General features: G+C 51.6%; 20 protein-coding genes. 11 read left to right on the plus strand and 9 right to left on the minus strand.

Going from position 1 to position 21,306, the window contains the following annotated elements; translation table 11 throughout:
* Window positions 1-69 precede the first annotated feature (69 nt).
* Window positions 70-489 (plus strand): LexA family protein, encoded by a 420-nt coding sequence (locus AC8GE9_RS09300; protein ID WP_506676883.1) that lies wholly within the window; start codon window positions 70-72, stop codon window positions 487-489.
* Window positions 489-1,787, plus strand: a complete 1,299-nt coding sequence (locus AC8GE9_RS09305; protein ID WP_506676884.1) for a Y-family DNA polymerase — start codon at window positions 489-491, stop codon at window positions 1,785-1,787. The genes AC8GE9_RS09300 and AC8GE9_RS09305 overlap by 1 nt, the downstream gene beginning before the upstream one ends.
* Before the next feature lie 16 nt (window positions 1,788-1,803).
* On the opposite strand, the gene AC8GE9_RS09310 is transcribed toward AC8GE9_RS09305, so the two are convergent.
* From AC8GE9_RS09310 to AC8GE9_RS09320, 3 genes are all read right to left on the minus strand, one after another.
* Window positions 1,804-3,018, minus strand: a complete 1,215-nt coding sequence (locus AC8GE9_RS09310) for an MFS transporter (protein WP_506676885.1) — start codon at window positions 3,016-3,018, stop codon at window positions 1,804-1,806.
* Between the two features lie 147 nt (window positions 3,019-3,165).
* On the minus strand, window positions 3,166-3,348 hold the full coding sequence (locus AC8GE9_RS09315; protein WP_506676886.1) for a hypothetical protein: 183 nt from the start codon (window positions 3,346-3,348) through the stop codon (window positions 3,166-3,168).
* A 16-nt stretch (window positions 3,349-3,364) separates the two neighbouring features.
* Entirely contained in the window at window positions 3,365-3,619 is a 255-nt protein-coding gene (locus AC8GE9_RS09320; RefSeq protein ID WP_506676887.1) for a hypothetical protein, read from the minus strand.
* 293 nt (window positions 3,620-3,912) lie between these two features.
* Here AC8GE9_RS09320 and AC8GE9_RS09325 point away from each other — a divergent pair, with 293 nt between their 5' ends.
* A complete protein-coding gene (locus AC8GE9_RS09325; protein ID WP_506676888.1) occupies window positions 3,913-5,700 on the plus strand; it encodes an ABC transporter transmembrane domain-containing protein in 1,788 nt (595 codons plus the stop codon).
* Here the strand turns inward: AC8GE9_RS09325 and hydA are convergent.
* Window positions 5,693-7,153, minus strand: a complete 1,461-nt coding sequence (gene hydA / locus AC8GE9_RS09330; protein ID WP_506676889.1) for a dihydropyrimidinase — start codon at window positions 7,151-7,153, stop codon at window positions 5,693-5,695. The two genes, AC8GE9_RS09325 and hydA, sit on opposite strands and share 8 nt — an antisense overlap.
* Window positions 7,154-7,368: 215 nt before the next feature.
* Between hydA and AC8GE9_RS09335 the strand changes: the two genes are divergently transcribed.
* Together AC8GE9_RS09335 and AC8GE9_RS09340 are read left to right on the plus strand one after the other, a co-directional pair.
* Window positions 7,369-8,826, plus strand: a complete 1,458-nt coding sequence (locus tag AC8GE9_RS09335; protein WP_506676890.1) for a mannose-1-phosphate guanylyltransferase/mannose-6-phosphate isomerase — start codon at window positions 7,369-7,371, stop codon at window positions 8,824-8,826.
* A 106-nt stretch (window positions 8,827-8,932) separates the two neighbouring features.
* A complete protein-coding gene (locus AC8GE9_RS09340) occupies window positions 8,933-9,928 on the plus strand; it encodes a tripartite tricarboxylate transporter substrate binding protein (protein WP_506676891.1) in 996 nt (331 codons plus the stop codon).
* A gap of 105 nt (window positions 9,929-10,033) precedes the next feature.
* Here AC8GE9_RS09340 and AC8GE9_RS09345 read toward each other — a convergent pair whose 3' ends face one another.
* The 3 genes from AC8GE9_RS09345 to AC8GE9_RS09355 are packed head-to-tail and all read right to left on the minus strand — an operon-like array spanning window position 10,034 to window position 12,726.
* A complete protein-coding gene (locus AC8GE9_RS09345; RefSeq protein ID WP_506676892.1) occupies window positions 10,034-11,008 on the minus strand; it encodes a tripartite tricarboxylate transporter substrate binding protein in 975 nt (324 codons plus the stop codon).
* 42 nt (window positions 11,009-11,050) lie between these two features.
* Window positions 11,051-11,479, minus strand: coding sequence for an aconitase X swivel domain-containing protein (locus AC8GE9_RS09350; RefSeq protein ID WP_506676893.1), 429 nt, complete (start codon window positions 11,477-11,479; stop codon window positions 11,051-11,053).
* 5 nt (window positions 11,480-11,484) lie between these two features.
* Window positions 11,485-12,726 carry an aconitase X gene (locus AC8GE9_RS09355; protein ID WP_506676894.1) on the minus strand — a complete coding sequence of 414 codons (1,242 nt, stop codon included), beginning with the start codon at window positions 12,724-12,726 and terminating at the stop codon, window positions 11,485-11,487.
* A gap of 136 nt (window positions 12,727-12,862) precedes the next feature.
* Between AC8GE9_RS09355 and AC8GE9_RS09360 the strand changes: the two genes are divergently transcribed.
* From AC8GE9_RS09360 to AC8GE9_RS09370, 3 genes are read left to right on the plus strand one after another with little or no spacing between them, the layout of a single operon-like run.
* Complete coding sequence (locus tag AC8GE9_RS09360) at window positions 12,863-13,765, plus strand: LysR family transcriptional regulator (RefSeq protein ID WP_506676895.1); 903 nt, start codon at window positions 12,863-12,865, stop codon at window positions 13,763-13,765.
* 60 nt (window positions 13,766-13,825) lie between these two features.
* Entirely contained in the window at window positions 13,826-14,713 is an 888-nt protein-coding gene (locus AC8GE9_RS09365; protein ID WP_506676896.1) for an NAD(P)-dependent oxidoreductase, read from the plus strand.
* A gap of 39 nt (window positions 14,714-14,752) precedes the next feature.
* A complete protein-coding gene (locus tag AC8GE9_RS09370; RefSeq protein ID WP_506676897.1) occupies window positions 14,753-15,709 on the plus strand; it encodes a 2-hydroxyacid dehydrogenase in 957 nt (318 codons plus the stop codon).
* A gap of 47 nt (window positions 15,710-15,756) precedes the next feature.
* On the opposite strand, the gene chrA is transcribed toward AC8GE9_RS09370, so the two are convergent.
* The gene (chrA, locus tag AC8GE9_RS09375; protein WP_506676898.1) at window positions 15,757-16,962 is read right to left on the minus strand and encodes a chromate efflux transporter; all 1,206 of its coding nucleotides are present in this window, start codon (window positions 16,960-16,962) and stop codon (window positions 15,757-15,759) included.
* A gap of 121 nt (window positions 16,963-17,083) precedes the next feature.
* On the opposite strand from chrA, the gene egtD reads away from it, so the two are divergent.
* The gene (gene egtD / locus AC8GE9_RS09380) at window positions 17,084-18,061 is read left to right on the plus strand and encodes an L-histidine N(alpha)-methyltransferase (protein ID WP_506676899.1); all 978 of its coding nucleotides are present in this window, start codon (window positions 17,084-17,086) and stop codon (window positions 18,059-18,061) included.
* Between the two features lie 12 nt (window positions 18,062-18,073).
* Here the strand turns inward: egtD and senA are convergent, their stop codons facing one another.
* On the minus strand, window positions 18,074-19,237 hold the full coding sequence (gene senA / locus AC8GE9_RS09385) for a selenoneine synthase SenA (RefSeq protein WP_506676900.1): 1,164 nt from the start codon (window positions 19,235-19,237) through the stop codon (window positions 18,074-18,076).
* Between the two features lie 21 nt (window positions 19,238-19,258).
* Between senA and senB the strand changes: the two genes are divergently transcribed.
* Both senB and selD read left to right on the plus strand, forming a co-directional pair.
* Window positions 19,259-20,239: a selenoneine biosynthesis selenosugar synthase SenB gene (gene senB / locus AC8GE9_RS09390; RefSeq protein WP_506676901.1), complete on the plus strand. Its 981-nt coding sequence runs from the start codon at window positions 19,259-19,261 to the stop codon at window positions 20,237-20,239.
* A 15-nt stretch (window positions 20,240-20,254) separates the two neighbouring features.
* Window positions 20,255-21,304 (plus strand): selenide, water dikinase SelD, encoded by a 1,050-nt coding sequence (gene selD, locus AC8GE9_RS09395; RefSeq protein ID WP_506676902.1) that lies wholly within the window; start codon window positions 20,255-20,257, stop codon window positions 21,302-21,304.
* Window positions 21,305-21,306 lie beyond the last annotated feature (2 nt).

Genomic DNA, 21,306 nt, shown 5'->3' on the forward strand with positions numbered 1-21,306 from the left:
TACAGTATATTAAAACATCAATCTCCGCCCTCCAACGTGGAGACAAACTTAAGTCAAACGCCAGTTGACATGGCGTCAGAGCCGGTTGCGCGCGATTTGCCGCTCTTGGCGCATCGCATCAGCGCGGGATTTCCTTCGCCTGCAGCCGATTACATCGAAGTCGGACTCGATCTCAACGATTACCTAGTGCGTAATAAACCTGCAACCTTTTTGTTTACGGTCAAAGGGGACTCGATGTCGGGCGCCAGTATCGAGGAGGGTGACAAGGTCATTGTGGATCGCGCCTTGACACCCAAGCACCGCGATATCGTGGTGGCGGTGGTGGATGGCGATTACACGCTCAAGCGTTTATTCAAGCATCGGGGACGCGTCGAATTGCGCGCTGAAAACCCTGCGTATCAACACATTGAGTTTAAAGACGGTAGCGAGTTGTTAGTGTGGGGTGTGGTGGTGGGGGTGGTGCGTCGTTATTCCGTGCGAGGCGGGTGATGTCGACGGTCTCTACACCCGCCCCACAGTTCGCGCTGGTCGATGTCAATAATTTCTACGTGTCGTGCGAGCGTGTGTTCAAGCCCGGGCTCGAAGGCATCCCGATGGTGGTGTTGTCTAACAATGATGGCTGTGCGGTGGCGCGTAGCAATGAGGTCAAGGCGCTGGGCGTCAAAATGGGTACGCCCTGGTTCAAGATGAAAGACTTGGCGCGTGAACATCATATTCAGGCTTTCTCCTCCAACTACACGCTCTACGGGGACATGAGTAATCGTGTCGTGCAGATTTTGCGGGACTTTTCGCCGGACACCGAGGTCTACAGTATTGATGAGTCTTTTTTACGTATCGAGACCGTTGCGCACCTTCACGGGGGCGCAGTCGCGATGGGACACCAGATGCGTGAGCGTATCAAGCAGTGGACGGGATTGCCTGTCTGTGTTGGTGTGGGGCCGACTAAAACACTCGCAAAATTCGCCAATCATCTGGCCAAGAAAAATCTCGAGTTCGACGGCGTGTGCGATCTGCATATGATTCCGCGTCCGGAGCGTGTGCGCTGGATGAGTCGTATTGAGGTGGGTGAGGTCTGGGGGGTGGGCGGACGCATCGCGCGCCGGCTTGAGGTGATGGGGATTCATACAGTGCTGGATCTGCGCAATGCCGCGCCCAAAGAAATGCGCAGGCACTTTGGTGTGGTGATGGAGCGCACCTGTAATGAGTTGCGAGGGATTTCTTGTTTGGCGCTTGATGATGTGGCGCAGCCAAAACAGCAGATTATGTCCTCGCGCAGTTTTGGTCGACCGGTGGAAACCATCGAGGAGTTGCGCGAGTCGCTTGCGAGTTATCTGTCGCGTGCTGCTGAAAAGCTACGTAGGCAACAGTCCGTCTCGGCCGCAGTCTACGTGTTTATTCAGACGAATCGCTTCAATAAGGATGAGCAATACAACGCGGGTCTCACGGTGCCGATGCCTGAGCCGACTGACGATACGCTCACGCTCACGGCAGCTGCACTCGCGGGGCTTGAGGTTATTTATCGTTCGGGGTATCGCTATAAAAAAGCGGGCGTGATGCTGACCTTGTTGTCAGATAAGCAGGCGCGGCAGATGAGTATTTTTGATCATGCGGCTGTCACGCAGCGTTCGACCCAATTGATGGCTGCGCTCGATATGATTAATCGTGATTACGGGCATGGCACAGTACGCTCGGGCGCGAGTGGTTTTACACAACGTTGGTCGATGCGCAATGAAAATCGCTCACCGAGATATACAACACGGTGGGATGAGTTACCGCTCGTGTATTAGAAACGCGTGAGTGCGCTTAGCGCCGTCCGCCCGCCATCTTGATCGCCTCGGGTTGTCGTCGCAGCGTCATCATGCTGAGTGCGCCGAGCAAGGGGCCAATGGCCAGCACGATAAAGGCATAGCGCCAACCAACTGCATCTGCCATGTGCCCGATGAGCCAGATCGAGACCGCCGTGAGCAGAAAACCAAGACTCGTTTGTAGTGTCAACACGGTGCCAATCAAGCGAGGCTCTGCGAGTTCGGCCATCGCCGCTGAAAATTGCGCGGAGTCTGCCACGACGGTCATACCCCAGATCGCTGCGATGACGATGACGACCACTGGACCCGCATCGACTGAAAAGCCGATCAGGAGTGCGCAGCCACCACTCAAGACCAGTGCACCGATGGTGGTGAAGGTGCGGCCAATGCGATCGGCAAGCAGACCCGCCAGCAAGCATCCAATAGCTCCCGCCGCCATGACGAGAAAAGTCACCAACGAAATCGTAGCGTGCCCTAGTTTGATCTCAAGGCCGGAGGCGGGGAGCGCCCACATCAGGAAGCTGCCCAGCCACGCCCACATGGCATAGAGCTCCCACATATGTCCGAGGTAACCGCCTTGAGCGAGAAGGATGGGTTTGTTGCGCATGAGCGCTTTCAGGTCCGTCCAGTGGAAAGAGATGGATTTGGCATGTTTGGGACCGAGCGCTACAAAATGAATAGCGGCTGCGGCTGCGATCGCGCAGCCACTCGCGAGCGCGATAGGAATTTCCCAGCCGATGCTGACAAAGGCGTAAAAAAGATGGGGCATGGCCGACCCTAGGGTGACTGCGCCGACAAGAGCTCCCATGAGCAGCCCCATATTGCCTGTTGACCAGCCTGCGGCGAGCTTCATCCCGACGGGATAGACGCCAGCCATGCATACGCCTGTCGCAAATCTCAGCACAGGTGCCACAGGGTGATCAAAACCAGACAGCAAGAGCGCTCCATTAAAGAGCGCTCCAAGAAGTGCTGCGGCCGAAAACAATACGCGGGAGTCAAAACGGTCGGCAAGACCACATGCCGCGCTTGCGAGCGTCCCGACTACAAAGCCGATCTGGACGGCCGAAGTGAGCGCAGCGGCGGCATCCGTTGAGAGTTGACCACTATCGAGCAGACTCGGTACCGCTGCAGAGGCGGAAAACCACAACGCCATCGCTGCGATCTGGCACACGACGATCAGAAAAATGGATAAGCTGCGTTTGTGTATGCTCATAAAAGCCCAAATACAGACTTATACCGCGAAGTCAGTCTTTTTTTTCTGAGTCTTTTTTCATTTTAGTGAACTCAACTACTGTATAAATCAACCCAATCACCAACACTGAGAAAATTATAATTGCTGGGATGAGGAGATAGTTTTCAGTCATTTTCTCAATCCCATGAGTGCACACAATTTAAAGTAAATGCCAAAAGTGAAAATTGAAGGGATCCAAATAGCAGTAAAGATTGCTTGTTGCTGATCTTTAACTACAAACCATAGATAAGCCGAGATGATGAAGGAAAGCATCACAGCGGTAATGATAAAAAAATCTGAACGCTTAAACATTTTTTGCTCCTATGGGTTACTTGCTTTTAAGATAATCGGAAACGCCATATCCAATTGCACTCAGTAAACATCCTAAAATTGCTACAGTACCGATAACACGTACGCCAGAGGACAAACCAAACGAGAATTTGTCCATGTCGAACATTTCTAACACACCAAAAAGTAACGCTAAGCAGCCGAAAACTGTAAGCGTATTACCAATCAAATAAGTAATTTGGCAGAGTCTTGAAGTCACATCTTTTAAGTTGCGCACGATGGTCATTGAGTTCATAAGTATTTCTTGAGCGCGTAAAATCTATATAAAAATTGCGTGAGATGTAAGAAAAAATCTCTAATGCAAATCCAGATAAATATTACTGCATCAGCTGTTGGAACAACCCTAATTTCAGTAAGGTTGAGTGTATTGAATAGATTATTTGCGTGAAATCCAATACGGATCACATACGCTACAGTTGAATAGGTTAACACTCAAAATAGAGTTTCTTAATAGATGAACTTGCTTCAAATCGAAGGCCTATCAAGGCGGGTCACACCTTAGCGCTGATTGTCTTACACTAGACCACTATGGCGACAAAACTCAGTAGTCTGACACGGTGGTTACGCGAATACCGAGTGCTCTCTCGGTATAAAACACAATGGTTCTTAGCGGGGCTTTTCTTGCTTTTGGCGGCAGCAGCGACGCTCGCCGTGCCTTTGGCCTTTCGTGATCTGGTAGATACGGGTTTAACAAGCGAGGCGATTGACCTCAAGTTCATCAATCTGCTGCTCTTGGCTGTGGTGTTGGCCTTGATGACGGCCAGTCGTTTTTACGTGATGTCATGGCTCGGTGAACGCGTGGTCGCCGATATCCGTCAGCGCGTCTTTGAAAACGTCCTGCGGCAGAGTCCCGCCTATTTTGAAACACTTCAAACGGGTGAGGTCTTGTCACGGATGACGAGCGATACGACCTTAGTCCAGACCTTGGTGGGATCAAGTATTTCGATTGCGCTACGTAGCTTGGTGATGTTGCTGGGTGGCATGACGATGATGCTGGTGACGAGTGCTTGGCTGGCGGGTGTAATGATTGTGTTGTTGGTGATGATCGTGCTGCCTCTGTGGGCCTTGGGTCGACGGGTACGCAAGATGTCGCGCGCCAGCCAGGACAAGGTCGCGGATACCAGCGCGATGGCCGGAGAGGTCTTGAATGCGATCACGACGGTTCAGGCGTTTGTGCGAGAACCACATGAGCAAAAACGTTTTAATGCTGCAGTAGAAATGGCTTTTTCCGAAGCAAAAAAACGGATCAAAATGCGCTCGCTGCTGACAGCGGCGGCGATTGTGATGGCTTTCGCGGTGATTGTGTTTGTGCTTTGGATTGGTGCGCGGCAGGTGACAGCCGGTGTGATCTCTCTAGGTGAATTGACGCAGTTTGTGTTGTACGCGGTGTTCATCGCAGGTTCGATTGGTGCCTTGTCCGAGACCTGGGGTGATTTGCAACGCGCAGCGGGTGCGACCGAGAGGCTCGTAGAGTTGATGCAGGCCGAGCCCGCGTTGACGAATCGACCCAAATTGACAGGACACTCGGATGACGTAACGCTGAAAAATCTTTCCGTGAAGGGCGTATTCGATACGCAACACCCCTCTGAGGCCGTGGTGTTCAGAGACGTGACATTTACATACTCCTCGCGCCCAGATTTTTTGGCGATCAATCATCTGACGCTCTCCGTGCCCCAGGGTGCACGTTACGCCCTAGTCGGTCCTTCGGGTGCTGGCAAGAGTACGTTGTTTGCGATGTTGTTGCGCTTTTATCAGCCCAGCACTGGGCAGATCGAGGTTTTTAGTCGCGATCTGACGCAATGGCCGGTAGACACTTTAAGAAATATGATTGGGATCGTTCCGCAAGAGCCCGTCATTTTTGCTTCAAGTGCGATGGAAAATATTCGCTACGGCAGACTCGATGCGACGGATCAAGAGGTCGTCGCGGCAGCTAAGGCCGCGCACGCCCACGGATTTATTTCTGACTTGCCGCAAGGGTATGGCAGCTTTTTAGGTGAGCGTGGGGTGCGCTTGTCGGGTGGGCAAAAGCAACGCATTTCAATCGCGCGCGTGATTTTGAAAAATCCACCGCTCTTGCTGCTTGACGAGGCTACCAGTGCCCTTGATGCCGAGTCAGAACGCGAGGTTCAGCTTGCTTTAGAGAGCGTGCTGCCAGGCAGAACGTCGTTGACGATTGCGCACCGTTTAGCGACCGTACTGCAAGCCGATCGCATCCTCGTCCTGGAACACGGTCGCGTGGTCGAACAGGGTAGTCACGCAGCGCTGATCGCTCAGGGCGGACTGTATGCGAGACTCGCAAAGCTGCAATTTACGTAAAGTATCGTTTGATCAAGGAATTTTTATTTCCTGTCAGACGTTGTCGTAAAACGGGTTGAGGCGTGCCACAGCTTAGAAACTGACCCCTTCCGAGACTGGCCGAAAGGTTTCCTTGATCAATGATCACCTCACCTCGACTAATAACTGTTGTTGGCCAGCCTGTGATGTTCATCCCCTCGTAGGGTGTATATCCAGTTCGATCATGCAAATCACTGGCTCGGATGGTTATTTTTTGTGCAGGATCCCAGATCGCAATATCGGCATCGCTGCCGACTGCGATGGTCCCTTTGCGCGGGTAAAGGCCATAAGTTTGTGCATGGTTAGTCGCCGTCAATGCAACAAATCGCTCGATGCTCATACGACCGGTCATCACACCCTCTGAAAATAACAATGGCATTCGTAATTCTAGTCCTGGCAGACCATTAGCAAGCTCATCGAAACGTGTTTGATCTCCCTTTGGTAGTTTGCCCGTTGTATCGAAACGATAAGGCGCATGGTCAGAAGAATAAATTTGGACAGTACCATCCAACATGCTTTGCCAGACGGCTTGTTGAGAGGATGGATCGCGTGGGGGTGGGCTGCAACAATACTTGGCGCCTTCGAGGCCAGCTCGATCGAGATCCGTTTCGGTTAAAAACAAATATTGCGGACAGCTTTCCGCCAGAATATTGGCGCCTAAAGTTTGCGCGGAATGAATCACTTGAAGGGCTTCTTTACCCGCGACATGTACGATCAAAATGGGAACGTCAATCAGTCTGGCCAGAGCGATCGCACGATGGGTCGCTTCGGACTCGGCGAGTGGGTCGTGCGCGACCCCATGAAACTTGGGAGACGTATGACCATTGGCGATAAGCTTGCGTGTGAGCCAGCGGATCATGTCATGATTTTCCGCGTGGATCATCACGAGCGCACCTTTTTCACTGGCTAACAAAAGGATATCTAAAATCTGTTCATCGCTGACCTTGAGGGCATCGTAGGTCATGTAGATTTTGAAGGAAGTGATGCCATCACGAATGGCCTGTGGTAGATGTGTGTTGAGCGTCTGTTCGTTCGGATCGGTGACAATCAAATGCATCGCATAGTCAATGACTGCCCGCGCCCGAGCCTTTTCGTGATAATCCCGAATCACTTCTGGCAAACGCATGCCGCGGTGTTGTGCAGCAAACGGAATGATGGTCGTTGTTCCCCCAAATGCGGCAGAAATCGTGGCGCTTTCAAAATCATCCACAACTGCCATGCCGAAAGGTGATTGCTCATCGACATGGCAGTGACTATCGATCCCTCCGGGTAGAACCAACTTGCCTAGCGCATCGATATCTTTTCGGCCTGGCGGTAAGTGTTTACGGATTGCCGCGACTTGTCCTCCCATGACGCCGATATCGGCCTCGAACGTATCACCTGCGGTCGAAATTCGACCATTTCGAATGGTCAGGTCAAATTGAGGATGACTCACGAGCTTGACTCCTATTTTGGCAAAATCGAAGCAAAGCGCTCATTAGGGTCAAGCGCCGCATGGAACTTCTGAACGCAGGAACAGAACAGTAAATGATCGATCCAATCATATCAATTTCTCTTTGATATCGTTGAAAAAATGGAATATGTTCAGTTGTGATCCGACTTACAATCCATTAATCTTTAAATTCATATATTGATTCCTCTGGATTTCAAATGGCAAGCAACATTCAAGTCACACCAGTCATTCTCTGTGGCGGTTCTGGCACAAGGCTTTGGCCGCTTTCTCGTGGCGGCTTTCCAAAACAGTTTCTATGCCTGACGGGGGATAACAGTCTATTTCAGCAAACAGCGGAAAGAATGCAGGGGCTCGGTAGTGCGCAAGCGCAAGCGACTCCACCTCTCATCGTGTGCAACGAAGAGCATCGCTTTCTGGCGCTGGAGCAACTTCGTGAAAGCGGTATCAGTGGTGCCCAGTACTTGCTTGAGCCTATCGCACGCAACACAGCGCCCGCGCTCACGCTAGCGGCTCTGGCGGCACGCGAAGGCGGGGCTGATCCTGTCTTGGCGGTGACGCCGGCGGATCAGGCTGTTTCTGATGTGGCGACATTTACCCAAGCCTTGCAGGCTGCGACGATCGAAGCTGCAACGGGCAGTATTGTGATCCTGGGGATCCAGCCTGACCGTCCTGAAACCGGTTATGGCTATATCAAAGTAGCTGATTTAGCCAAGACACAGGGGACAGTTAAAAGTGTTGAGCGTTTTGTTGAAAAACCGAATCTCGAGACTGCTCAGGCCTATGTGAACGAAGGCTGTTATTTCTGGAACGCCGGTATTTTTGTTTTAAAGGCTTCCGTTTGGTTAAAGGCCATGGAGACTTTCCAGCCTGAGATGCTCGCCAAGGTCAAACATGCTTGGGAGTCTAGACAGCCTGACAGCCAGTTCTTGCGCCCCGGCAAGGCGGAGTTTGCACAGGTTTTAGGTGAGTCGATCGATTATGCCGTGATGGAGCGCTGTCCTGGCAGCACGTTTACCACCAAAATGGTCAGTCTCGATGCGGGCTGGAGCGATCTCGGCGCGTGGGACGCTGTCTGGAATATTCAGGAAAAAGACGCCGACGGTAATGCGCACAAAGGCGATGTCATTTCCAAAGATTGTCGTGATACTTTTGTGCATGCCTCTAGCCGTTTAGTGAGCTTGGTTGGTGTCCAAAATCTCGTTGTGATCGAGACCGCCGATGCGATTTTGGTCGCAGATAAGTCTCGTGGTCAGGACGTGAAAAAAATTGTTGATACGCTCAATACTCAGAAGCGCGAAGAGCAAAACCTCCATCGCAAGGTCTATCGCCCTTGGGGGTGGTATGACAGTATCGATGGTGGTGAGCGTTTTAAGGTCAAGCGGATTCTCGTCAATCCTAAGGCGAGTCTAAGCTTGCAGATGCATCATCACCGTGCCGAGCACTGGGTGGTGGTATCAGGTACAGCAGAAATCACCAATGGTGACAAGGTCACCATTTTGTCTGAAAACCAGTCCACTTATATTCCCCTTGGTCAAACGCATCGCCTGTCCAATCCAGGCACGATTCCCCTTGAAATCATTGAGGTGCAGTCTGGTAGCTATCTGGGTGAGGACGATATCGTGCGCTTTGAGGATAAGTATGGCAGAACGGTTTAATTTCAAGATAAAAGAGGTACGCATTGAGGGTTGTTACGGGGATTGACAAACGTCTTCGCGATGTATGATGGTAACTACCTACCTTAATGCAAAGGAAGTCTCCATCATGGTCTCAACTCGTGCGTTCGCAAAGCTTGCCAAACTTTCTCTAACGGCTTGTCTTTTTTCTTGGCTTTCACTCGCTGCAACAACGGCTTCTGCACAAACAAATTACCCAAATAAACCCATCAAACTGATCGTTGGTTTTGCGCCAGGTGGTGGATCAGATCTGATCGCACGTTTAGTGGCTGCTAAGCTGGGCCCCGTGCTGGGTCAGACAGTGATTGTAGAAAACAAGCCCGGTGCGGGCGGTAACCTTGCCTCTGAACTTGCCCTGAAGTCTCCCGCGGATGGTTACACCTTATTTCTGTCTGCTGCGAGCTACACCGTTAACCCTAGTTTTTACAAGTTACCTTTTGACTCTGGTAATGACATGACTCCGATTGCACTGTTGGCACGGGGTCCTTTTATTATCGCGGCGACAAAAAACTTCCCTGCTAATACTTTGCAGGAGCTTGTGACCTTAGCAAAGGCGAGCCCTGGTAAATACAGTTTCGCGACCTCGGGACAAGGCAGCATCACCCAGATGGCCACTGAGTATTTCAATGAAACGTCTGGGATTAACTTACTGCATATTCCATACAAGGGCACTTCGCCGGCATTGACCGATACCGTCGCGGGCCACACCGATATTATTTTTGGAACGGTTGCCTCAACCTTGCCGTTGGTGGGTACAGGGCAGCTCAAGGCCTTGGCTGTGACGACGCCCAAGCGGTTAGCTGCATTGCCGAATGTGCCGACAGTCATGGAGTCAGGTTACCCCTCTTATGAAGTCACAAACTGGCATGGCATCATCGCCCCTAAAGGCGTACCGGTCGCGATTCAGGACAAGCTAAATAAAGCGATCAATCAAGTTCTTCAGGACCCAGAGATGGAAAAGACTTTGACGAGCGATGGCTTAACTGCGGCTGCAATTTCTCCTGATGCGTTTGGTGTGCTCCTCAGAAGCGAAATAGCCCGTTGGGGTGCGCTGGCGAAAAGTCGCGGATTGTCTATCAAGTAAAAAATCAATAGAAATGATCCTCCATTTCTGGAGGATCATTTGTTAATACTTTCTTTGGTCACGTTCTTGCGTGATCGAACCTTTGATTCAGCTTGATTTTTTGCTTTAGTCAGCTTTTGCTCCAGACAGCTTAATCAGATCTGCCCATTTTGGAATTTCAGCATCCACCACCTTTTTGAAGTCGGCAGGACTACTGCCGATAGAGGTTGATCCTTGTTCGGCAATTCTTTTCAAGACGCTTGGGTCTTTCATCACAGTTTGTATGGCGCTACTCAGTTTATTGATAATCGCTGGTGGTGTCGCAGCGGGTGCAAAAACGCCGTTCCACAAGACGATTTCATAGCCTGGGAGGATCTCTGCGATTGCCGGGGTATTTGGAATTCTGGAAGAGCGAGTTTGAGTGGTGACGGCGAGGGGTCTGAGCTTGCCGCTGTCCAAATAGCCTAGGACTTCAACCATTGGGGAAAAAACGGCTTGTACTTGTCCAGCTAACAAGTCATTGTTGGCTAAGGAACCCCCTTTGTAAGGGACATGCACCATTTCGCCACCCACCATGTTGTTAAACAACACACCCGCGAGATGGTTGGAGGCACCGCTGCCCGAGGAGCCGTAGTTGATTGGCACTTTTTTCTGCTTCACGATTTCCACAAACTCAGCAAGCGTTTTAGCTTGAAAATTGCTGTTCACCATGAGGACGTTCGGGATCAGCGCGACTTGCGATACTGGGACCAGATCTTTCTGGACGTTTAACCCCATGTTTTTGTAAAGAGAAACGTTTGCGGTGAGCGTGCTGGTATGCAAGAGTATGGTGTAGCCATCGGCTTGAGCTCTCGCAACAAAGGCAGCGCCAATATTGCCACCGGCACCTGGTTTGTTTTCGACCACGACGTTTTGACCGAGGATGGGACCGAGCTTTTCAGCCAGCATGCGAGCTGTGATGTCGGTGCTGCCACCTGCAGCAAAAGGAACGACCATCGTGACGGGGCGCGTGGGCCATTGAGTGGGTTGCGCGATGGCACACGTGCTCAAGGCGATCATCGAGCTTGTTAAAACAAGTTGTGATATTTTTTTTGTGATCATGGTTTGTCTCCTGATTTTTATAGAAATATGCTTATTTAGTTTTTATGAACGATTTTTAAGACTGACTTCTACAACGCCAGCGTCCGCATCAATATCGACGAAGTCGCCTGTTTTAATCACTATTGTCGGGTCTTGGTCTAGTCCCGCAACCACAGGGATATTGCCGATAATTGCGCCGATGGTGGTGATAGGTTCTGGATTGACCTGAATAAAAGCGACGGGTGCTGTACCACGGGATACCATGTCGTAAATCTTGTAAGAGCCGCCTGTCGACCCTTTGCCAGTTAAAAAAACAAGGACTTTACCCGAGATATTCATCCCTTCGATTTCGTGGCCGGGTTCTGTCACGATGCCTGTCATATTATCGACACCACCATTAAAGCTGATGGCTTCCCGTGTCACGATCGCTTCGCCTTGCGCTTTGCCAGTGACAATTTTTCGACCTTGGAGTCGTAATGTGTTTGCAGTCATATTTATTATCTCCAGACGCCATTGAGAGCGGCTTGCATCACACGCTGCAGATTGCCGTAGTGGGCGGGCAGTCCGAATTGACCGGGCGCATAAAAAGCCATCTTTGCTGAATTCGTCGTCAAGGTTTTGTAGCCTTTCGAAGGCGCGATGACTCGACTTCTCGCTAAAAAGGGACAAGTCTCTCTCACCACGACGCCACCTGCATCTTTGATCGTTTTGATGTATCCCATTTCATCGGCCATTGCGTACATCGCGCCGGCGGTGGTGACCCACAGCGACACTTCAGGATGTACTTTTTTTCCTTCGAGTGCTTCGGCGACCTCTCGAATTTCCTGCACGGAGGCGTTGGGGCATCCGACGAGTATCCAGTCAACGTGATCCGAGGGCTCTTTGTTGAGTGCGTTCTCGGCGTCTTGACGCTCTTGTTCTCCAAAAACAAGTGTTTTAGCTGGGGGGCGACCGCCAAAGGCCGCCTCAAGTGTAGGAGCCTCTGGCGTCACACCTATAGCGTGAAACATGCTGACAGCGCCCGAAGCTGCGAGTGCCGCGCTTAATGCTTTGAGATCTTCTAGTGTGGGATTGTTGGGGAGCCCTTCAAACACAGGGGTATCCTGACCGGCGATTTTTCCGGCAAAGTATCCAAGTGTTCCGTAGTCGGTCATGTCGCGCATCGGCGTCTCGACCTTGATCAAGAAGCTTCCATAGCGATTTTCTTTTAGGTGGAATCCATATTCCGGAGTTCTTCCGGTGAGCGCAGTTGCAAGCGCGCTGGGGCCACCTTCACGATTCGTCCGGGCGCCGCACACTGAGTTGGCAAACACGACGGCAGAGGATTCGCCCCAAGCCATATGCTCACCAAAGCGGGGCATATTACCGACCAAATAGGGGATGCAAGTATTGCAGGTGTTCGCTCCCATCCCCGCATACGCACCGGTCAGGCGTTTTTGTAGGATCTGATCAGACTCTGGAATGCCGATTTGCTCCCATTGTGTAGGATCCACCGCTGTCGGGTTGGTGGTCACCCGCGTGACAAAAGTGCCGCCTTGTTTGCGCATATCCTCCACAAAGCGTGTGCCAGCTTCTTCGGCAACGAGAACGGATGAGCCCGCCATATGAACATTATTGACAGAAAGAAGCTTCTGCGCTCCAAAGCTTTCTCCAAGTGCGACGAGGATTTGCATCGCTTTTTGGACTGCAGGGCCTTTATCGCCCGACAGCATTTTTGTCTCTTCATCTGTCAGAAACATCTATCTCTCCCTTTATCACCAAAATAACATTCACGACCTAGTAGGATTCTGGGCAATTAAATAAATCATGAAAAGCGATAAATAGGAATTAATATATATTCCAAATTGTGATCTATTTATATAAGAAGAAACCGGAATGATGACCTTTAAACAGTTGGAGGCGCTCTTTTGGATTGTTCAGGCGGGCGGTTTTTCTCAAGCGGCTACTCGCCTGCACACAACGCAATCCGCGGTTTCCAAGCGCGTGCATGAATTGGAGGCAATGTTCGAGACGCCCCTTTTTGATCGAACCCAGCGCTCGGCAAGATTGACGCCAAAGGGCGAAGAGATGTTTTTGGTCGCTAAACGCTTGTTGGAGCAAAGGGACACGGCCATCGAGCAGTTTCAGCGCCCAGAAATTTTGGTGCGCCGCATCAGAATTGGCGTGACGGAGCTCACCGCAATGACATGGTTGCCTCGCTTAGTCAGTGCGATTCAGGCCTGTTATCCGCGAGTTGTAATTGAGCCGTATGTGGATGTGAGTCTCGCATTGAGAGACAAGTTGTTGACGGACGAGGTCGACTTGATGATTGTTCCACAAGCCTTCGAAGATCAAAGATTGGTGGTAAAAAAAGTTGGCGTTGTGGAGAATGCCTGGATGTGCAAGCCCGGTCTGGTGTCGATTGGGCGACGCTTGCAGATGCAGGATCTTGCCAAGCACAGGCTTCTCACTCAAGACGATCGTTCAGGCACGGGGCAGCTTTACAATCGATGGATGCAATCCATTGGTATCAAGCCTGAAAACACAATCTTGAGTAATAGCCTGGTGACCTTGATCGCACTGACGATTTCTGGCATGGGCGTCAGCTATTTGCCTAAAAATTGTCTGCAACAGATGATTCACGCTGGCTCGCTTCAGGTGCTTTCCGTGACGCCTGTCTTGCCGCTTGCCTCATATGCCGCCGTGTATCGTGCTGAACAAAAGAGCGCCTTTATTTCAGCTGTTGCCACACTCGCGCAAGATCACTGCGACTTCGGTACGATCTTTCAATCCGCTTAATTGATATATTAGTAACTGTATAAAAGAAAAAGTACATTAAAAAATCTCAAGGAGATAGGCATGAAAGTAGGTTTAATTGGCGCAGGTAATATCGGACAACATTTTGCGACACGCATTCTGGCCGCAGGCCATGAACTCGTGATTTTCGATTTGAACAAAGAGGTACTTTCTCGCTTCAAGGCTCTTGGTGCTGAAGTCGCTGACGGAGTCTCTGATCTCGCTTCTCGCGTCACGGATGTGTATTTGTGTTTGCCAGTGCCTGCCGCTGTCAAGTCTGTGGCTGCGGAAGTCTTGGCAGGTTCAACGGTCAAGATGTTGATTGATCTTTCCACAACAGGCCCCTCAGTCACAAAAGAAGTGCATGATATTTTGTCTCAGCGCGGAATCGCATTTGTAAGCGCTCCAGTCAGTGGAGGTACTGTTGCTGCCCAACACGGCACATTGGCAGTCATGGCCGCAGGAGATACAGAGGCTTTTAAAAAAGCCGAGACTATTTTGAAAGTCATCGGCAAAAATATTTTCTTCCTTGGCGAGGATCCTAGCTTAGGACAAACGATGAAGATCATTAATAACACCCTATATGCCACAAGCATGTTGGCGAGCTGCGAGGCTTTGGTCTACGGCGTGAAAGCGGGCCTGGATTCTAAAACGATGTTGGACGTGCTAAATGTTTCCAGCGGTAGGTCCTTTGCAACGCTTGAAAGAATTCCACAGGGTGCCCTAGACAGAAACTTCACTGTACGTTTCACAACAGAGTTACTGCACAAAGATATCAAAATGTGTCTGGATGAAGCAGAGAAAATTGGGGCGCCGATGTTTATCAATCAAAATGCCCGACAGTTCTTGGCTTTTGCCATGACACAAGGTGATGGGCCAAAAGACAATCTTTTTCCAATCAGACATTTTGAGGAATGGGCAGGCGTTCAATTCGGCAAAAAACCTGAATAATGAATTTGATCATTTTGCTGTGACGAAGGATGTGTGAAGATGTTTCAAAAGTCTGTTCTTTTAGTGCTCGTATATTTGACAGAGGAGCATCGCACTCTTTTGTCCGAACATGTTGATTTGATCTACATGCCTTATGAAAAATATGCTGGTGATCGATCATTTTTAACGCAAACCATGCTTGAACATGGCGCGCGCATCCATTTCGTTCTGACTAACGGTGCTTTTGGTTTGAAAGAAGCCGAAATGGCGCTCATGCCTAAACTCGAATTCATCAGCACCTTGGGTGTGGGTCACGAAGGCGTAGATCTTGCCGCGGCACGCAAAAGAGGGATCGTCGCCTGTAACGCTGCTGGAACGAACGCCGAGGTTGTTGCGGATCACACCATGATGCTGCTTTTTGCCACGGTCAGGCGACTACCTTTTCTCAATCGTGAAGTTCGAAAAGGTTTATGGCGTGACGAGTTACCGAGACCGAGACATATCTCAAGAAGAAAAATAGGCATTTTCGGTTTGGGTGCTGTTGGACAAAAGCTCGCAACCCGTGCACTCGCTTTTGATATGCAGGTGGGCTATCACAGTCGAACGCGTAAGGATGAGTTTGGGTATGCCTATTTCTCGAATATCGAGGAGTTGGCAACATGGTGTGACTTTCTGGTGATATGCGCACCTGCCGGTCCTGAGACTTTCCATATCGTCAATCGCACAGTACTAAATTTATTGGGCTCTGATGGCATATTAGTCAATGTGGCGCGAGGAAGCCTTGTTGATACGGTTGCGCTGATCGAAGCGATCAATCATAAAGTGATCGCGGGTGCGGCACTCGATGTGTATGAGGGTGAGCCAACGTTACCACCTGGGTTGATTGATCTTGACGATGTTGTCATTACCCCTCACATAGCAGGTCTCTCACCTGAGGCGATGCAAGAGGCAGTTGAGCGGGTGCTTGAAAACTTAAAATGCCATCGCGCGGGCCAGGCGTTGATATCGCCTATTTAGCTTTTTTCTTTTAGAATTGCCCCATGTCATGCTGAGGCTCTAAGCTTTTAAAGTAGATGTAGTAACCATCCCGCTGCACCACCGGCAATCACCACGAGCCATGGCGGGAGTTTCCAGAACATCAGTGCGACAAAGGCGACGAGCGCTAGTCCGAAATCCTGCGCGCTCAAAATCGCGCTGGTCCAAACGGGTTGGTATAGGGCAGCGAGAAGGAGACCCACAACAGCGGCGTTGATGCCCATTAATGCAGCTTGTGTACGGAGGTTTTGGCGCAGTTGCTCCCAAAACGGTAACGCACCAACGACCAACAGAAAGGACGGGATAAAAATCGCGATCAAAGCGATCATGCCACCGATCCAACCACTTGGCGCAGAGGTCATAGAGGCACCTAAAAAGGCGGCGAAGGTGAAAAGAGGGCCGGGCATCGCTTGCGTCGCACCATAGCCTGCGAGAAAGACATGCTCGTCGACCCAGCCCGTTGGCACCACTTCGGTCTGTAGAAGTGGAAGCACCACATGACCTCCACCAAATACGAGGGAGCCCGCACGATAAAAGGCATCAACGATTGCCAGTGCCTGATTGGGTAAGGCCTCAGAAGCAATGGGCAAAGCGATCAATACAATAAAAAAAAGTGCGAGCCAGAAAGCACCCGCCCGCTTAGAGAGCTGTATGGGAAGTGGCTCATGAGACACGAGGGGTGTGGGCTTGAACAAGGCGAGCCCGGCGAGCCCTGCCGCAAGGATCACGCCGACTTGTGACCAGACTGAAGGCATTAGCAGCACGGCGCATGTGGCCAGCACCATGATGGTGATGCGCTTTGCATCTGTGCAGAGGCTACGTGCCATGCCCCAAACCGCTTGGGCGACCACGGCGACCGCGACGATTTTCAGGCCTTGCAGCGCGCCAGCCGAAAAGCTCGTGCCGACGCTGGAGATTCCGATTGCAAACAATATCAACGCAATCGCCGAGGGTAGGGTAAAGCCAGTCCAGGCCGCCAGCGCACCCGAGTAGCCCGCTCTGGAAAATCCCAATGCGATACCGACCTGACTGCTTGCGGGTCCAGGTAGAAATTGACAGAGCGCCACGAGATCGGCGTAGCTGCGGTCGCTGAGCCATTGACGACGCGTCACGAACTCTTCTCTAAAATATCCTAGATGCGCGACGGGCCCTCCAAAAGAGGTCAGCCCTAGACGCAGGAAAATCCAAAAGACGGTCCAAGGGCTTTGATCGCGGTGTGTCGTCGAGGCTGTCATCGTGGCTCATATCGCCTAAAGGGTGTGAGTGATTATGCCTCAGCTCGGATCCCAAAGACCTATGTTGCAAGGCAACGTGTTAAGGTTTCGATCATATTTTTGAGTTGCCCGGAGCAGGTGAATGACCCAGAAGACCCCGAGTTTTTACAACACCTTCGAGATGGACCCGCGCAAGGTGGCCACGGAATTGGAGCTCGGTTTGACTGCGCCGCGTGCGCACTGTTCGCCAAAATATTTCTACAACGCCTTAGGCTCGACCTTATTTGAGGCGATTACCCATTTGCCCGAGTACTATCCAACACGTACCGAGGCTAGTATTTTGCTTGAGCATGCCTCTGCCATTCATCAACACATTCCAAAACAAGCGGCTTGGGTTGATCTGGGTGCAGGGAGCTGTCAGAAGGCGGCCAGTCTGTTTGCGGGTACGACTCCTAGCGTATACGTTGCGGTCGATATTTCGCTCGACTATTTGATCGATACACTGGTCAACCTCCAGCGGGTGCACCCGGGCGTTGAGATGGTGGGTGTCGGCATGGATTTTTCCTCAACGCTTGATTTTCCTGCAGCTTTGGCGCGTCAAATCACGCAACACCCAGTCTTTGCTTTTTATCCGGGTTCGAGCCTGGGAAATTTCACACCCGCGGAGGCGCTTACGTTTTTAGGGCGTATCTCTAGACTCTGTCAAAACGCTCAGCCGGGCTCGGGTTTATTGATTGGCATTGATTTAGTTAAAGCCACCGACACGCTCGAGCGCGCCTATGACGATGATCTTGGGGTGACGGCGGCGTTTAACCTCAACGTATTAAGGCATATCAACAGCTTGTTAGGGTCGAATTTTGATGTGCGTGATTGGCGGCATCAGGCAGTATTCAATGAGGTCGAATCTCGGATTGAAATGCATCTGATTGCCCGCAAGGCCGTCACGGTCCGCTGGGGTGAGCGTTTACGAGTTTTTCTTGAGGGCGAGGCTATTCATACGGAAAACTCTTACAAATGGACGATCCCGAGTTTTACGGAGCACCTCAAGCGCGCTGGATTTTCGCAGACACAATGCTGGACAGATCCGCAGGCACAATTTGCATTGTTCTGGGCGAGTTGATGTCCAAAGAGGCTAGACACACACTCTAAAGCCAGAGTAGATATCCCGGCGCTCGGGAGTGAAAAAGTTACGGTAATTGACATTGCGCAAATACGGATGCGTCGCTGATGCCGCACCACGTAATACTTTGCGTGAGCCAAACCAGGGTGCGGAGTATTCGACGTAGGGGTGGGGCGTAAATCCCTCAAAAGGCTCAAAGGTGTCAGCTGTCCATTCCCATACTTCTCCCCAGTGGAAATCCTGTTGCGTGCGTGCCGCATAATCCCACTCGGCCTCGGTCGGAAGTCTGCATCGTGCCCAACGGCAATAGGCTTGCGCATCATCCCAGGAAATATGGGTGGCGCATGCATTAGGAGGGATGGACTGCCAAGCATCAAAGACTCGGATTTCAAAGGGACAGAGCGCCTGGGGTGACAAGGCAGGACGGACATAAAGAGGTAAGCGGTGTCCCGTGGCCTCAATAAAGGCGAGATATTGTGACCAGGTTACGGGCTCAAGCGCAATGGAAAAAGCTTCAAGCCGTGTCGCGCGATGACCGACTTCGTTGTCGAAACAAAACCTTTTATTTTCAAGCTCTTGCCACCGTGTTCCTAGTGTCCAAGTTGAGCTGGGTAGTGATCTAAAAGTTGGTAAGGCATCAGGCTTGGTGGACTGCGTGCCATTTAAAGAAGGCTTCCAGCTCACCTCAAAAGGGATCCCCAAAGACTGGGCCATGTAGGTACTCGCTTCGAGATGCATGGCCTCGTGTTGCAGTGCAAGCCAATAAAAATACAATGCAGGCGAGCCGTCCACCTCGTGCTCCAATTGGTCCAGTGTGGCGGCAAGTGTGTTTTGCAGATATGCCAGGCAATCGGTTGTTTGCAACAGGGGCAGACTCCATCGTTGCTTGTGTGCAACCCGTGCGCTGTCATACCAGGTATCGGCTGAGGCAAGCATCGAGGCTAGCCTGGGGTGGGCAAGGTCTTGCCAAATGCCGAGGTCGCGTTGCTGGTTGCGCCCCACCCAGTATTCCTGAAACCAGGCGAGATGCCCCAACTCCCATAGCGGCGGATTAAACTCATCCTCCAAAGGGACCGCCAACGCTCCCGCACGCTGATAGTGCGCAAAGGCCCCCAGGGTGTGAGTCCGTAGGGACTTAAGCCCTTGAGCCAATATGTTTACTTCAGCCTGTCGCATGATTCTTGGTAACCTTTGGTTATGTCTATTTTACCCACGCCCACCCCTTTGAATGTTGTGATTGTCAGTCCCGCTCTTGCCGCTGCGAATAACGGCAATTGGCAAACGGCCAAGCGCTACGCAAGCATGCTTCGTCATTTTTGTCGGGTCAAGATTGTGCAGCAGTGGGATGGTAGCGAGCGTGATCACGTCATGATCGCGTTGCATGCACGCAGAAGCCATGCGTCGATCGCTGCTTGGCATGCGCGTCGCGGGACGCGCGGTTTGGTTGTGGTGCTCACGGGAACAGACTTGTATCGGGATATTCAGAGCGATCCTGCAGCTCAGCTGTCCCTGCTGTGGGCGCACACCTTGGTGGTGTTGCAATCTGAGGGTGTTCTAGCCGTGCCTGAAGCCTTTCGAACCAAAACAGTCGTGGCCTTTCAATCCACCACGACGCGTCAAACACTCCCTAAATCCCAACGTCGTCTTCGTGCCGTCATGGTGGGACATTTGCGTGCCGAGAAATCGCCTCGAACTTTTTTTAAAGCGGCTCAACAGTTGGTCGCTCATCCAGAGATTGAGCTACAGCATGTGGGCGGCGAGCATGACATGGAGCTTGCCCAAGAAGCCCATCAGACTGCGGCAGCCTGTCCACATTACACGTTTTTAGGCGCGCGTTCGCACGAAATGACGCGTCGGTTGATTCAGCGTGCTCACGTTCTGGTGCATCCAAGCGTGATGGAAGGTGGGGCGCATGTTGTCATGGAAGCGATTTGTAGCGGTGTGCCGGTGATCGCCTCTCGCATTTCCGGCAACGAAGGCATGCTGGGTCAGGATTATGCAGGTTTTTTTCCCACAGAAGATGCAAATGCCTTGGCAGAGCTTTTATTGCGTCTGCGTCGCGAGCCATCTTTTTATGCGCTGTTGGAGAGCCAGTGTGCACTGCGGGCACCATTATTTGCCCCTGCCCAAGAACAAGAGCGTTTGATTACAATCGTTCAACAATCTATTTCGTCTTAATCCCTAAGGAATCTCATGAAAACAATCGAGCCACGCCTAACTTCGCTGTCACATGGTGGCGGTTGCGGTTGCAAAATTGCGCCAGCCGTCTTACATGAGATTTTGAAGGGTACGCTGCAGATGCCGATCCCCAAAGAATTGATGGTTGGTATCGCGACAGCCGATGATGCGGCGGTCTATCGTTTAAATGATGAGCAGGCCTTGATCGCCACGACAGATTTCTTTATGCCGATCGTGGATGATCCGCATGAGTTTGGTCGTATCGCGGCGACCAATGCCATCAGTGATGTCTACGCCATGGGCGGGCGTCCGATCTTGGCCTTGGCGCTCGTGGGAATGCCTATTAATGTTCTGTCGACTGAAACCATTGGCAAGGTCCTTGAAGGAGGGGCTTCTGTGTGTCGTACGGCCGGTATCCCGATTGCCGGAGGTCACACGATTGACTCCGTCGAAGCCATTTATGGGCTCGTCGTGCTCGGTCTCGTGCACCCCGACCGTGTCAAGCGTAATGATGGTGCGCGTAAAGGCGATGTGATGATTTTAGGTAAGCCGGTTGGCGTGGGTATTTTGTCCGCAGCGCTCAAAAAAGAAGCGCTTGACGCCGCAGGCTACGCCTCAATGTTGCACAACACCACCAAACTCAACACACCTGGACCAGAGCTGGCTGAGCTAGAAGGTGTGCATGCGCTGACCGATGTCACGGGTTTCGGGTTGGCCGGACATGCGTTAGAGATCGCTCGCGGCGCGGATCTGACGGCCCAGATTAAATGGGCGGACGTGCCTTTATTGCCCGGTGTCGTTGACTTGATCAAGGCAGGTATGGTCACGGGCGCCTCGGGTCGCAATTGGGACGGCTACGGCCAGGATGTGAGTTTGGCGGTAGGCTTGCCCGACGAGTGTCAGACCTTGATGACGGATCCACAGACAAGCGGTGGTTTGCTCGTGTGCTGTGCACCAGAGACCGTGCAGGACGTACTCGCTATTTTCAAGAAGCATGACTTTGGTCACGCCAGTGTCATCGGTCATATCGGTGAAAAGCAAGCCGCGCGACTCGTGGTGGTTTAAAC

Origin of the sequence: Zwartia lucis (assembly GCF_965234455.1) — a bacterium.
Taxonomy (GTDB): Bacteria; Pseudomonadota; Gammaproteobacteria; order Burkholderiales; family Burkholderiaceae_B; genus Zwartia; species Zwartia lucis.

Excerpts from the sequence above, each read along its gene's own strand:
- AC8GE9_RS09300 (WP_506676883.1), top strand. The coding sequence starts at position 70 with ATGGCGTCAGAGCCGGTTGCGCGCGATTTGCCGCTCTTGGCGCATCGC.
- AC8GE9_RS09305 (WP_506676884.1), top strand. The coding sequence starts at position 489 with ATGTCGACGGTCTCTACACCCGCCCCACAGTTCGCGCTGGTCGATGTC.
- AC8GE9_RS09310 (WP_506676885.1), bottom strand. The coding sequence starts at position 3,018 with ATGAGCATACACAAACGCAGCTTATCCATTTTTCTGATCGTCGTGTGC.
- AC8GE9_RS09315 (WP_506676886.1), bottom strand. The coding sequence starts at position 3,348 with ATGTTTAAGCGTTCAGATTTTTTTATCATTACCGCTGTGATGCTTTCC.
- AC8GE9_RS09320 (WP_506676887.1), bottom strand. The coding sequence starts at position 3,619 with ATGAACTCAATGACCATCGTGCGCAACTTAAAAGATGTGACTTCAAGA.
- AC8GE9_RS09325 (WP_506676888.1), top strand. The coding sequence starts at position 3,913 with ATGGCGACAAAACTCAGTAGTCTGACACGGTGGTTACGCGAATACCGA.
- AC8GE9_RS09335 (WP_506676890.1), top strand. The coding sequence starts at position 7,369 with ATGGCAAGCAACATTCAAGTCACACCAGTCATTCTCTGTGGCGGTTCT.
- AC8GE9_RS09340 (WP_506676891.1), top strand. The coding sequence starts at position 8,933 with ATGGTCTCAACTCGTGCGTTCGCAAAGCTTGCCAAACTTTCTCTAACG.
- AC8GE9_RS09345 (WP_506676892.1), bottom strand. The coding sequence starts at position 11,008 with ATGATCACAAAAAAAATATCACAACTTGTTTTAACAAGCTCGATGATC.
- AC8GE9_RS09350 (WP_506676893.1), bottom strand. The coding sequence starts at position 11,479 with ATGACTGCAAACACATTACGACTCCAAGGTCGAAAAATTGTCACTGGC.
- AC8GE9_RS09355 (WP_506676894.1), bottom strand. The coding sequence starts at position 12,726 with ATGTTTCTGACAGATGAAGAGACAAAAATGCTGTCGGGCGATAAAGGC.
- AC8GE9_RS09360 (WP_506676895.1), top strand. The coding sequence starts at position 12,863 with ATGATGACCTTTAAACAGTTGGAGGCGCTCTTTTGGATTGTTCAGGCG.
- AC8GE9_RS09365 (WP_506676896.1), top strand. The coding sequence starts at position 13,826 with ATGAAAGTAGGTTTAATTGGCGCAGGTAATATCGGACAACATTTTGCG.
- AC8GE9_RS09370 (WP_506676897.1), top strand. The coding sequence starts at position 14,753 with ATGTTTCAAAAGTCTGTTCTTTTAGTGCTCGTATATTTGACAGAGGAG.
- chrA (WP_506676898.1), bottom strand. The coding sequence starts at position 16,962 with ATGACAGCCTCGACGACACACCGCGATCAAAGCCCTTGGACCGTCTTT.
- egtD (WP_506676899.1), top strand. The coding sequence starts at position 17,084 with ATGACCCAGAAGACCCCGAGTTTTTACAACACCTTCGAGATGGACCCG.
- senA (WP_506676900.1), bottom strand. The coding sequence starts at position 19,237 with ATGCGACAGGCTGAAGTAAACATATTGGCTCAAGGGCTTAAGTCCCTA.
- senB (WP_506676901.1), top strand. The coding sequence starts at position 19,259 with ATGTCTATTTTACCCACGCCCACCCCTTTGAATGTTGTGATTGTCAGT.
- selD (WP_506676902.1), top strand. The coding sequence starts at position 20,255 with ATGAAAACAATCGAGCCACGCCTAACTTCGCTGTCACATGGTGGCGGT.